Below are 12,787 nucleotides of genomic sequence, written 5' to 3'. Positions count from 1 at the left end.
GTGTCAACGCCAGGAGCAGGTCGTAGAGCGCCACCACCTGCGGCCAGTCGGTGGACGCCTCGTCGGCGGCCTCGTCGTGCAGCGCGGCGGCGGCGCAGGTGAAGAAGAGCCGCAGCCGCTCGTCGGGGAGGCCGTCGTCGCCGCTCACCGGGGCGGTCGCGTCGGCCCGCTCCGCCTCGGCCGCGACGAGTGCCAGGCGGGCGGCGTACGCCTGGTCGCGGCGGAGCCGGTCGACGGCCCGGCGGCGGGCGGTGGTGAGCAGCCAGGCGCCGGGCCGGCCCGGTACGCCGTCGACCGGCCGGTGCACCAGGGCGGCGAGCAGCCGGCCCAGTCCACGGCGACGTCGAGATCGGGCACGTCGATGACGTAGTAGCCGCCGAGCACCTCCCGCGACTCGGCGAACGGCCCGTCGGTGACGGCCCGCTCGCCGCTGTCGGTGACGTGCTTCGACTCCTGTCGTCTCTCCGGCTGCCTTACGTTCCGACGACGAACGGGACCAGTGCGAATCGACACGCCCCACAGAGAATTCTCGACCGTGTCGCTGAATTCTCGGCCGGTGTCGCTGTAGCCCCGCCGTATGAACAGCTCCGTCACTCTGAGCGAGATAACGGAGCGTCGCTGCGCGAGGGACTCGGCCCCACCCCCCGCTCGACGCTTTGCTCTGCACCCACCGACGCGCCACCGCGCTGAGCTGCTGAAATGAGGGAGAGGCTCCAGGTTGGCGTGGAGTTGGCTGTGACGCAGAGTGCCCGGTGCGTATAGGGGTGCAGAGCAAAGGGGTCGAGGAGGGTACCGGCCAGAGCTTGCGGCGTGACGTTACGTAACCAGCAGCGGTCGAGTCGACGCGGGCCGGCCCGCGCCCGCCGACCGTGAGCCGCAGGGTGGCCGGCGCTTACCGGGCTAGCAGCGCGCGCAGCGCCGCGACGACCTCGGCCGGCGCCTCCTCCGCCATGAAGTGACCGCAGGAGACCGTGCGGTGCACCAGGTCCGGCGCCCACGACCGCCACAGCTGCGCCGCGTCGTAACCGAGGGCCGCGCCCCAGTCCTGCTGGAGGACGGTCACCGGCATCCGGAGCTGGTTCCCGGCGGCCCGGTCGGCCCGGTCGTGCGTGACATCCACCCCGGCCGACGCCCGATAGTCGGCCACGATCGAGGTGACCGCCGCCCGGGACGCCACCAGGTACGCGGCCCGCACGTCGGCGGGGATCGCCTCCGGATCGCGGGTCCAGATGTCCAGGAAGTGCCCGAAGAAGGCGTCCGGGCTTCCGCTGATCAGCTGCTCGGGCAGCCCGGGCGGCTGGGCCATGAGATACAGGTGGAAGCCGACGGCGGCGGTGGTGCCGTGCAGGACGTCCCACATGTCGAGGGTGGGTAGCACGTCGAGCGCAGCGAGGTGGGTGACCGCGTCCGGGTGGTCGAGACCGGCCCGGACGGCGACCAGCGCACCCCGGTCGTGGCCGGCCAGGGCGAACCGGTCGTGCCCCAGTGCCCGGGCGAGCGCCACGACGTCGGCGGCCATCGTCCGCTTGGCGTACCGCTCGCCGTCGGTGTCGGCGGGCTTGTCGCTGGCGCCGTAGCCGCGCAGGTCGGGGCAGATCACCGTGTGGTCCGCGGCCAGGTCGGCGGCGACGTGCCGCCACATGAGGTGGGTCTGCGGAAATCCGTGCAGCAGGACGACCGGGCTGCCCGTTCCGCCCACGGCCGCCTGGAGCGTCACGCCGTCGGCGACGGTGACGCGCTGGTAGTCGAAGCCCTTGATCTCCACGTAGAACCCTTCGGTGCCGGAGGTTCCGGGCCGGGCCGTGAGGCCACGCCCGGCGTTACGCGTCGAGCCTGCGCCCGGGTGATCAGTAACCGATCAGCGTCGGATGAGTGGCGTGCGGTCCGGCAGGCCTGCCTAGATTGGGTGCCATGACCAGCCAGCCGGACCGGCCCGCGGTGACGTTCGGCGTGCTCGGGGCGGTACGGGCCGACGACGCCCGGGGCGCGGTGCCGCTCCGCGGTGCCCGCCAGCGCGCCGTGCTGGCCCGGCTGCTTGTCGCCCGAGGGCGGGTGGTGCCGGTCGACCGGCTGGTCGACGCCCTGTGGGAGGAACCACCGGTCGGTGCGGTGGCCGCGCTGCGGACCTTCGTCGCCGACCTGCGCCGCGCCCTGGAGCCCGACCGGCCGCCGCGCCGGCCGCCCCGCCTGCTGGTGACCGTGCCGCCCGGGTACGCGTTGCATCCGGCACCGGACGCCGTGGACGCCTGGCGGTTCGAGGCCGCGGTCAGCGAGTCGGCGGAGTTGCTCACCGCTGGTGAGCCCGTCGCGGCGCTGGCCCGCCTCGACGACGCGCTCGCCCTGTGGCGCGGCCCCGCCTACGCCGAGTACGCCGACCGGAGCTGGGCCCGCGCCGAGATCGACCGGCTGGACGAACTGCGGTTGCTGGCCGTCGAGCGGCGGGCCGAGTCGCTGCTGTCCGCCGGCCGCGCCGCCGAGGCCGCCTCCGACCTGCGAGCGCACGTCGCCGACCAGCCACTGCGTGAGGACGCCTGGCGGCTGCTGGCCCTCGCCCTGTACCGCGCGGACCGGCAGGGAGACGCGCTGGCCGCGCTGCGCCGCGCGCGGGAGACGCTGGTGGCGCGGCTCGGCGTCGACCCCGGCCCCCGGCTGCGGCAGCTGGAGACCGACATCCTCGCCCAGGCGCCGCACCTCACCGCCCCGGCCGCCCCCGCCGCGCGCCTCACCGCCCCGGCCTCGCACCTCGCCGCCCCGGCCGCCCCCGGCGCGCGCGTCACCGCCCGGGCGCCCGGCGGGCCGGTCGGCGCCGTGGGACGGCACCCGCTCGTCGGGCGGGACGAGGAACTGGCCCGCGTGCGGCAGGCGGCCGAACGGGTCACCCGGGAGGCGTCACCGGTCCTCGCCCTGGTTTCCGGGGACGCGGGCACCGGCAAGTCGGCGCTCGCCGAGGCGCTCACCGGCGAGCTGGCTTCGAGTGGCTGGGTCACGGCGTGGGGCCGCAGCCCCGAGTACGACGGTGCCCCGGTGGCCTGGCCGTGGCGCCAGATCGCCGACCAACTGGCCGCGGCGACCGGAACCGGAGCGCCCGCCGCCGAGGCGGAGCTCTCCGAAGGCGCCGGAAGCGATCCGGCCGTGGCCCGGTTCCGCCTGCACCGGGCGGCCGCGGCGCAGCTCGCCGCGGTCGTACGCCACGGGCCGGTGCTGCTCGTGCTGGACGACCTGCATCGGGCGGACGAGGGCACCCTCGATCTGCTCTCCGCGCTGCTCACCGAACCCGAGCCCGTCGCCGGCCCGGTGCTGGTGGTGGGCACCTACCGGGCCAGCGAGATCACGCCGGAGCTGACCACGGCACTGGCCCGGTTCGCCCGGATCGAACCCCTCCGCGTCTACCTGGGCGGGCTCGCCGAACCGGCGACCGGCGAGCTCGCCCGGGCCGTGCTCGGGCGGGACCTGGACGGAGCCGCCGTCCGGTCGATCCACCGTCGTAGTGGCGGCAACCCGTTCTTCGTACGGGAGCTGGCCCGGCTTCTCGAGGCGGAGGGAGACGCCGCGCTGGAGCGGGTGCCGGCCGGAGTGCGGGACGTCATCCGGCACCGGCTCAGCAGGCTTCCCGCCGCGACGCAGGACGTGCTGCGACAGGCCGCGGTCCTCGGCCGGGACGTCGATCCGGAGGTGCTGGCCGCGCTCACGGACGGCGACGCGACGCTGCTCGACGCGCTGGACCGGGCGTTGGCCGCCGGGTTCCTCACCGAGGAGGACGGCGAGCTGCGGTTCACGCACGTCCTGGTCCGGGACACGCTCTACGGTGACCTGTCCGCGCCGCGGCGGGCCCACTGGCACACCGCTGCCGGTGAGGCGATCGAGCGGTTGCACCCCGACGACGTGGTGACCCTCGCCCATCACTTCGGCCGGGCTGGCACCCGGGCCACCGCCGCACGTGCGGCCCGTTACGCCCGGGCCGCCGCCGAGCAGGCCGAACACCGCGCCCACCCGCACCAGGCGGCCCGGTTGTGGCAGCAGGCGGTCGACGCCCACGACCGGGCGGGCGACGGTGACGTGCGCGGGCGGCTGACCGCGGTGATGGGCCTCGGCCGGGCGTTGGCCGTGACCGGGCACCTGGACCGCACCCGGCGCTACCGGGCCGAGGCGATCGGCACGGCCGAGACGCTCGACGACCCCACTCTGGTCGCGGCCGTGCTCACCGCCTTCGACGTGCCCGCGGTGTGGACCCGCAACGACGACGAGGAGCTCTCGCACCGGATCGTGGTGGCCGCCGACCGGACCCTGGCCGTGGTCGGCCCGGATGACCCGGAGCTGCGCAGTCGCCTGCTCAGTACGCTCGCCCTGGAACTGCGGGGGACCACCGGCGACCGCGGGCGCCAAGCAGCCGTCGAGGCGGAGACGATCGCGCGGCGGTTACGTCGACCGGCGTTGCTGGCGTTCGCGCTCAACGCCCGCTTCATGCAGACCTTCGAGCGGACCGGCCTCGCCCCCGACCGCGCGCGCCTCGGCGCGGAACTGGCCGACCTGGCGGCCCGGCACGACCTGGTGACCTTCGAGGTGCTCGGCCACCTCGTCGTGCTGCAGGCGAGCTGCGCGCTGGCCGATCTCGACGCCGCCGACACGGCCGCGGCCGCCGCCGACCGGCTCGCCGCCCGGCACGACCTGCCCCTGGTGGGCGTCTTCACCGGGTGGTACGAAGCGCTGCGCCTCGCCCTGCTGGGGCGTACTGCCGAGGCGGCGGTCGCCTACCGGCGGGCGGCGGCCCGGACCCCCGCAGCCGGAATGCCCGGCATGGCGCAGGGTCTGCTGCCGCTAGCGCTGCTGTCGTTGCGACTGGTCGACAGCTCTCCGAGCGCGCCGGTGCAGGTGCCCGACGACGGGACGGACCTGGGTCCGTACGAGCCGTGGGTGCGGGCGCTGGGGCTGGCCGGCGCCGGCCGCCGCGACGAGGCCGTCGCCGCGCTGCGCGCGCTGCCCGAATCGCCGTACGACCTGCTCCGGGAGGCCCGGCTCTGCCTCACCGCCCGGGCCGCGCTCGCCGTCGGCGACGAGCCGGCGATGCGGTACGCGTACACCGAGCTGCTGCCCGCCGCGGCCGAGCTGGGCGGCGCGGGCAGCGGCGTGCTGAGCCTCGGCCCGGTGGCCTGGCACCTGGCCGAACTGGCCACCGCGCTCGGCCGGGACGAGGAGGCCAATGCGCACGACCGGACTGCGACTGCCCTCGCCGCACGCCTCGCGGCGGCCTCGTGACGGGCCGGGGTACCCCGGGCCGCGGTGGCCCGGGGTAGCCCGCCTCGATTCAGGACTTCCGGAGCCAGAAGGTCAGGCCCAGCGACTCGTCGGTGAACGGCGACGCGTCCGCCCAGGACGGCTCGCCCTCGGCGCAGTCGGTCGCCAGCACCTCCTCGGCCACCAGGTCACGGTGCTCGCGCAGGGCCAGTGCGGTCTCCTCCCGGTCCGCGCGGTAGCGCAGCTCGATCCGGTCGGTCACCTCCAGGCCGCTGGTCTTGCGCGCCTCCTGGATCTGCCGGATCGCGTCGCGGGCCACGCCGGCCCGGCGTAGCTCCGCAGTGAGGTGCAGGTCGAGCGCCAGCGTCGCGCCCGCGTCGCTGGCCACCGCCCAACCCTCCCGCGGGGTCTCGGTGACGACCACCTCGTCCGGGCCGAGCGTCACCGTCTCCTCACCGACCTGGACGGTCGCCGAGCCGGTGTCGCGCAGCGACTCCTTCAGCGCGGCCGCGTCGGCCGCCGCGATCGCCTTGGCCACCTGCTGCACCGTCTTGCCGAACCGCTTGCCCAGCGTCCGGAAGTTGGCCTTCGCGGTGGTGTCCACGAGCGACCCGCCGGCCCCACCGACCGGGTCGACAGACCCGATGTTGAGTTCGGCGGCGATCTCCGCCAGCAGCTCCGGCGAGAGTTCCTCGAAGCCGCCCGCCGAGGCCAGCGCCCGCGACAGCGGCTGCCGGACCTTCATGCCGGAGTCGGCGCGGGCCGCCCGGCCCAGCTCGACCAGCCGCCGGGCGAGCGCCATCTGCCGGGACAGCGACGGATCGATCAGCGACTCGTCGGCGACCGGGTACGGCGCGAGGTGGACCGACTGCGGCGCCTCCGGGTCCACCGCCGTGACCATGTCCTGCCAGACCTTCTCGGTGATGAACGGGGTCAGCGGTGCGAGCAACAGGGTGACAGTGGTCAACGCCTCGTGCAGGGTGGCGAGCGCCGCCCGGTCACCCCGCCAGAAGCGCCGCCGGCTGCGCCGCACGTACCAGTTCGACATGTCGTCCACGAACGTGGCGAGCAGCCGGCCGGCCTGGTGGGTGTCGAAATCGGCCATCGCGGCGTCGACCTGCTGGACCAGCGTGTTCAGTTCGGACAGCAGCCACCGGTCGAGTACCGGCCGGTCGGCCGGCGCCGGGTCCGCGGCCGACGGGGTCCATCCGGCGGTGCGGCCGTAGAGCGACTGGAAGGCGACCGTGTTCCAGTAGGTCAGCAGGGTCTTGCGGACGACCTCCTGGAGGGCGGTGTGCCCGACCCGCCGGGCGGACCAGGGCGAGCCGACGGCGGCCATGAACCAGCGCACCGCGTCTGCGCCGTGCTGCTCCAGCAGCGGGATCGGCTCAAGGATGTTGCCCAGGTGCTTGGACATCTTGCGGCCGTCCTCGGCGAGGATGTGGCCCAGGCAGACCACCGTCTCGTACGGGGAACGGTCGAACACCAGCGTGCCGATGGCCATCAGGGTGTAGAACCAGCCACGGGTCTGGTCGATCGCCTCGGAGATGAACTGCGCCGGGAACTGCTGCTCGAAGAGCTCCTTGTTCCGGTACGGGTAGCCGAACTGGGCGAACGGCATCGACCCGGAGTCGTACCAGGCGTCGATGACATCGGGGACCCGGTGGGCGGTCTTGCCGCAGTGGCAGGCGAAGGTGACGTCGTCGATGAACGGCCGGTGCGGGTCGAGCCCGGTCACGTCCGTGCCGGTCAGCTCGCTGAGTTCGGTCAGCGAGCCCACGCAGGTCAGATGGTCGTCGGGGCAGCGCCAGATGGGCAGCGGGGTGCCCCAGTAGCGCCGCCGGGAGAGCGCCCAGTCGACGTTGTTGTTGAGCCAGTCGCCGTAGCGGCCGTGCTTGACCGTGCCGGGGTGCCAGGTGGTCCGCTCGTTCTCCCGCAGCAGCGCGTCGCGCACGGCGGTGGTCCGTACGTACCAGGACGGCTGGGCGTAGTAGATCAGCGCGGTGTGGCAGCGCCAGCAGTGCGGGTAGGTGTGCTCGTACGGGACGTTCTTGAAGAGCAGCCCCCGCAGCTGGAGGTCCTCGATCAGGGGCCGGTCGGCCTCCTTGAAGAACCTTCCGCCGACGAGTGGGATCTCCGGTTCGAAGCGGCCGTTCGACTGCATCGGGTTCACCATCGGCAGCCCGTACGTCCGGGCGGTGGCCAGGTCGTCCGCGCCGAACGCCGGCGCCTGGTGGACGAGGCCGGTGCCGCTGTCCGTGGTCACGTACGACGCGAGGACGACGTAGTGCGCGTCGGGCACCTCGACGAGGTCGAACGGCGGCCGGTAGGTCCACCGCTCCAGCTCCTTGCCCTTGAAGGACTCGCCGGTGAGCTCCCACCCGTCGCCCAGCGCGTACGCCAGCAGCGGCTCGGCGACCACGAGCTGCTCGTTGCCGTCACTGGCGACCACGTACCGCACGTCGGGGTGGACCGCCACCGCGACGTTCGACGGCAGCGTCCACGGGGTGGTCGTCCAGACCAGCAGGGCGGCCCGGTCGGCCAGCGGTCCCGAGGTGAGCGGGAACCGGACGAAGACCGACGGGTCGACGACCGTCTCGTAGCCCTGGGCGAGCTCGTGGTCGGAGAGGCCGGTCTCGTCGCGCGGGCACCACGGGGCGACCCGGAAGTCCTCGACCAGCAGGCCCTTGTCGAAGATCTGCTTCAACGACCACCAGACGGACTCGATGTACTCCGGGTCCATGGTCCGGTACGCGTCGTCCATGTCGACCCAGTAGCCCATGCGCTCGGTCAGTTCGGCGAACGCGTCGGTGTGCCGGGTCACCGACTCGCGGCAGCGGGCGTTGAACTCGGCGATGCCGAACTTCTCGATGTCCTGCTTGCCGGAGAAGCCGAGTTCCCGTTCGACGGCGAGTTCGACGGGCAGGCCGTGGCAGTCCCAGCCGGCCTTGCGGGCGACGTGGAAGCCCTTCATGGTCTTGTAGCGGGGGAAGACGTCCTTGAAGACGCGCGCCTCGATGTGGTGGGCGCCGGGCATGCCGTTGGCGGTCGGCGGACCCTCGTAGAAGACCCACTCGGGCCGGCCCGCGGACTGCTCCAGGCTGCGCTTGAAGACGCTGTTGGCGTGCCAGAAATGCAGGACCTGGTGGTCGAGGTCGGGCAGATCGACCTGCGTCGGTACGCTGCGGTACATCGCTCCTCCGTCGGCGCGTGTGTGAAAGCTCCGCCGGAGGGACGAGGCCGGGGCCCCGCGGTACCACCCTCCTTGGCCGGTGTCCGGCCCTCTCGTTTCGGGTGCGGTCGGGTCTACTCGGCCTCGCGGCCTTTCTTCCGACGGCTCCGGGGTGATCTTCCCGCCGCGCACACCCCCGGGCTTCCACCATCCCCGGGTCGCTGCTGGCTGCGTGCGACGGTACTCGTCCCCATCTGCGCCTTCCGTGGCCATCTTATCCCAGCCGGGTGTGGCCCCACGACCACGATGCCGCTGACCCCCTGGAGGCGGGTGCGCATCGCGCCGAAGCGCTGCGGCCTTGGATAGCGTCCAGGGCATGAACGATCTGATGCGAGCGGTGGGCTACCGCAGGAGCCTGCCGATCACCGATCCGGAGAGTCTGACGGACGCCGAGATCCCGGTGCCCACGCCCGGACCGCACGACCTGCTGGTCCGCGTCGAGGCGGTGTCGGTCAACCCGGTGGACGTCAAGGTGCGCGCCGGCAACGATCCCGGCGGCGAGCTGAAGGTGCTCGGCTACGACGCGGCCGGCGTGGTCGTCGCCGTGGGTGAGCGGGTCGGCAGGTTCGCGGTCGGCGACGAGGTCTGGTACGCGGGCTCGATCGGCCGGCCCGGCACCAACGCCCAGTTCCACACCGTCGACGAGCGCGTGGTCGGGCACAAGCCGAAAACACTCGACTTCGCCGAGGCGGCGGCGCTACCACTCACCACGATCACTGCGTGGGAGACGTTGTTCGATCGGTTCCGGTTGGCGAAGGGCGCTACCGGAACACTGCTCGTGGTGGGCGGCGCCGGTGGCGTCGGGTCGATGGCGGTGCAGCTCGCGCGGGCGTTGACCGACCTGACCGTGATCGGGACGGCCTCGCGGCCCGAGTCGCGGCAGTGGGTCGGCGAGCTCGGTGCCCACCACGTGGTCGACCATCACGACCTCGTCGACTCGGTCCGCGCCGTCGCTCCGGACGGCGTCGATTACCTGATCAGCGCGTTCACGGCCGGCAACGTCGAGCGGTACGCGGAGATCGTCCGCCCCGGCGGCCAGATCACGGCGATCGACGATCCAGAGGAACTAGACGTGCTGCCGTTGAAGGCGAAGAGCATCGCCTGGCACTGGGAGTTCATGTTCACCCGGCCGCTGTTCCTGCCGACCGACCCCGGCCAGCACGAGCTGCTGGAGGAGGTGGCGCGCCTGGTGGAAGCCGGTTCGCTCCGTACCACGCTGACCCGGCGGCTCGGCCCGATCAATGCGGAGAATCTGCGCCGGGCGCACGAACTCGTCGAAACCTACGCCACCATCGGCAAGGTGGTCGTCGCCGGCTTCTGACCGTCGGGCTCGGCCGGGTCCGGCCGTGGACGGCCGTCGGCGGTCCACGGCCGGCGCTCGGTCGGCGGGTCACGTCGCGGGGCGTTTCCGGCGGGCCGCGGCGGGGGCATGTAACGCGAGGCGTGTTCGGCGGGTCGTCGGCGCGGGGTTCGGCGGGTCGGCGCGGAAGCTTGTTCGGACATCCTGTCGAACAGGATGTCCGGGCGAGTGGACCGGCGGTCGCGACTGGACGCATAGGATCTGGTCATGCCTTCGATCACGCGACGACGCTCCGGCGGTGCCGACCGGCGGCTCACCGTGGAGTCGCGGATCCTCGCCACCACCGAGCGCCTGCTCGCGGAGGGGGAGAGCTTCACGGAGCTCGGGGTGCAGCGCATCGCCCAGGAGGCGGGCGTCGCGAGATCGACCTTCTACATGCACTTCGCCGACAAGACGCAACTGCTGCTGCGGCTCGCCGAGTCGTTTAGCGACGCCGCGTTCGGGGTCGCCGGGGAGTGGGAGCCCGCAAAGCTGGGCGCGTCGGCCGGTGACTCGGTGGGGCTGGACACGCTGGTGGGCGGCTTCCGGCAGATCATCGCCATCTACCGTCGGCACAGCGGGGTGCTCGCCGCGATCAACGAGGTGTCCGGCTACGAGCCGGCGGTCCGCCGGTTCTGGCGCGCGCGGCTCGACCAGTTTCTGACGCGTACCGTCCAGGTGCTCGAGGAGGAGCAGCGGGCCGGGCGGGCGCCGCAGGACGTCGACATCGCCGCCGCGAGCCGTCTGATCGTGCTCGGCGGCGAGCGCTTCCTCTCCGACCACGTCGCCACCGACGACGGCAGCGGTGACGAGGCCGCCGCCCTCGAGCTGGCGAACACCTGGTGGTACGGCGTCTACCGGCGTCCCGCCGGGCAGGAGCCGCCGGTCGGCTGACCGCGGGTCGCCGAGCCGCGGAACGTGAGGCGACCCCCGTGCGGTGCCCCTTCGAGGGCGCGTACGGGGGTCGCTTTCTTTGTGCCGCCCACCGACAATGCGATTTGTCTTGACAAGAAAACTTGTCGGTGAGAGAGTCAAGGCATGTTCGACATCGCAGTGATCGAGGACGCGGCGGCGGCCGAGGTGTCGCTGGACCCGATGCGGGCCCGGCTCCTGGCGGCCCTCGCCGAGCCGGCCTCGGCGACGATGCTCGCCGCCCGGGTCGGCCTGCCCCGCCAGAAGGTCAACTACCACCTCCGCGCGCTCGAGCAGCACGGCCTGATCGAGCTGGTGGAGGAGCGCCGCAAGGGCAACGTCACCGAGCGGGTCATGCAGGCGACCGCCACGTCGTACGTCATCTCGCCGGCCGCGCTGGCCGCGGTGCGACCCGACCCGGCGGAGGCGCCGGACCGGTTGTCGGCGCGGTGGCTGCTCGCCCTCGCGGCCCGCCTCGTACAGGACGTCGGCTCACTGATCACCGGTGCCGACCGGGCGAAGAAGCGGGTGGCGACGTTCGCCGTCGACGCCAACGTGCGGTTCGCCTCGGCGACCGACCGGGCCGCGTTCGCCGAAGAGTTGGCGGCCACGATCGGCGCACTGGTCGCCCGCTACCACGACGAGAACGCCCCCGGTGGCCGCGAGCACCGGGTCGTGTTCGCCCTGCACCCCAGCGCCGACCCAACCAGCAACGACGCATCCGAGGAGTCCTGACATGACCGCCACGACCAGCCCGATCGCCGTCCGTACCCGACCGGCCACCCGTACCGTCAGTGCCACCACTCGGCGTCGCCGTCAGCGCGCCCTGGGAGTGGGCGGCGCGGTGGTCGCGAACAGCCTGCTCTACCTGGCCGGCCGTGCCGCCGGCACCGACTTCACCCTCACCGACCCGGGAGCGACCCAGTCGCACCAGCTGATCCTGCCGGAGATCGCCGCGTTCAGCCTGGTCTTCGCGTTGCTCGGCTGGGGCTCGCTGGCGCTGCTCGAGCGGTTCACCCGGCACGCGCGGACCGTCTGGGGCGCACTCGCCGGCCTCGTGCTGCTGGCGTCCTTCGTCCCGGTCTTCATCGAGCAGGCCACGGTGGACACCCGGGTCATGCTCTGTGTGCTCCACGTCGTGGTGGCCGCGGCGCTGCTGCCGATGCTGCGCCAGCGGGCGGGCGACCGCTGACTCCTGCCCGGCCAGCGCCGTCCGTGGCCGGCCGGCACCCTCCGACCCCGATTCCGAACACCTACCGAAAGGTCCACCGTGATGGGACACCACTTCGAGCTTCAGAAGGACATCGAGCTGGCGGCCACTCCGGATCAGGTCTGGGAGGCGATCGCCACCGGCCCCGGCCTCGACTCCTGGTTCATGGGACGCAGCGAGGTCGAGCCCCGCGAGGGCGGCCGGAGCAGCCTCACCATGGCCGGTCACACCGAGGAGGCGACGGTCATCGCCTGGGAGCCGGGCAAGCGGTTCGCCAACCGCACCACGCCCGGACCGGACGGCGGCTTCCTGGCCATGGAATACCTCATCGAGGGGCGTGACCAGGGGAGTACCGTGCTGCGGCTGGTGCAGAGCGGGGTGCTCGGCGACAACTGGGAGACCGAGTACGAGGCGATGAAGGCCGGTTGGGACATGTACCTCGGCACGCTGGCCGCGTACCTCGCCCATTTCCCCGGCCGGACCGGAGCGCCGGTCGCGGCGTTCCGCCCTCAGGCCGGCACGCCCGACCAGGTCTGGGCGGCGGTGGCCGGGGCCTTCAGGATCGCCGGCCCGATCGAGGAGGGGCAGCGCGTCCGGCTCACCGTCGACGGGCTGCCGCCGATCGACGGGGTGGTCGACCTCGCAGGCCTGCCGACCTACGTCGGTGTCCGCACCGACGACGCCCTCTACCGCTTCCTGCACTCCGGCACCGACCGGGGCAACGTCCTGGTGCTGGGCCATCACCTCTACGCCGACCAGGACCCGGCCCAGGCCGAGCAGGCCTGGCAGGCGTGGGCCGACAAACTTCCGATCGCCTGACGACCTCTGGAACGTCGACGGCCGGGGCCGTCTCCCGAATCGG

At 73.1% G+C, this 12,787-nt stretch carries 9 protein-coding genes; 6 read left to right on the top strand and 3 right to left on the bottom strand.

The features are described from left to right. Window positions 1-144: 144 nt before the first annotated feature. Both BXA10_RS32720 and BXA10_RS13565 read right to left on the bottom strand, forming a co-directional pair. Window positions 145-513, bottom strand: coding sequence for a YciI family protein (locus BXA10_RS32720; protein ID WP_425436063.1), 369 nt, complete (start codon window positions 511-513; stop codon window positions 145-147). Between the two features lie 379 nt (window positions 514-892). Beyond that, a complete protein-coding gene (locus tag BXA10_RS13565) occupies window positions 893-1,765 on the bottom strand; it encodes an alpha/beta fold hydrolase (protein WP_076470687.1) in 873 nt (290 codons plus the stop codon). 146 nt (window positions 1,766-1,911) lie between these two features. Between BXA10_RS13565 and BXA10_RS13560 the strand changes: the two genes are divergently transcribed. Further along, a complete protein-coding gene (locus tag BXA10_RS13560; protein WP_076470686.1) occupies window positions 1,912-5,253 on the top strand; it encodes an ATP-binding protein in 3,342 nt (1,113 codons plus the stop codon). 49 nt (window positions 5,254-5,302) lie between these two features. Here BXA10_RS13560 and ileS read toward each other — a convergent pair whose 3' ends face one another. Beyond that, window positions 5,303-8,425, bottom strand: a complete 3,123-nt coding sequence (gene ileS, locus BXA10_RS13555; RefSeq protein WP_076470685.1) for an isoleucine--tRNA ligase — start codon at window positions 8,423-8,425, stop codon at window positions 5,303-5,305. Between the two features lie 355 nt (window positions 8,426-8,780). Between ileS and BXA10_RS13550 the strand changes: the two genes are divergently transcribed. The 5 genes from BXA10_RS13550 (at window position 8,781) to BXA10_RS13530 (ending at window position 12,744) form a co-directional block, all read left to right on the top strand. Then, window positions 8,781-9,785 carry a zinc-binding alcohol dehydrogenase family protein gene (locus BXA10_RS13550; RefSeq protein WP_076470684.1) on the top strand — a complete coding sequence of 335 codons (1,005 nt, stop codon included), beginning with the start codon at window positions 8,781-8,783 and terminating at the stop codon, window positions 9,783-9,785. 246 nt (window positions 9,786-10,031) lie between these two features. Further along, window positions 10,032-10,697, top strand: coding sequence for a TetR/AcrR family transcriptional regulator (locus BXA10_RS13545; protein WP_084752706.1), 666 nt, complete (start codon window positions 10,032-10,034; stop codon window positions 10,695-10,697). 144 nt (window positions 10,698-10,841) lie between these two features. Further along, window positions 10,842-11,450, top strand: a complete 609-nt coding sequence (locus tag BXA10_RS13540) for an ArsR/SmtB family transcription factor (RefSeq protein WP_175649203.1) — start codon at window positions 10,842-10,844, stop codon at window positions 11,448-11,450. A gap of 1 nt (window position 11,451) precedes the next feature. Then, window positions 11,452-11,907: a DUF6069 family protein gene (locus BXA10_RS13535; protein WP_076470683.1), complete on the top strand. Its 456-nt coding sequence runs from the start codon at window positions 11,452-11,454 to the stop codon at window positions 11,905-11,907. 81 nt (window positions 11,908-11,988) lie between these two features. Continuing rightward, a complete protein-coding gene (locus tag BXA10_RS13530) occupies window positions 11,989-12,744 on the top strand; it encodes an SRPBCC family protein (protein WP_076470682.1) in 756 nt (251 codons plus the stop codon). The last annotated feature ends 43 nt before the right edge of the window (window positions 12,745-12,787 follow it).

It is taken from the genome of Micromonospora avicenniae, assembly GCF_900156065.1.
GTDB lineage: Bacteria > Actinomycetota > Actinomycetes > Mycobacteriales > Micromonosporaceae > Micromonospora > Micromonospora avicenniae.
The sequence above is the reverse complement of the archived record's forward strand: the minus strand, read 5'-3'. Positions and strand labels throughout refer to the sequence as shown.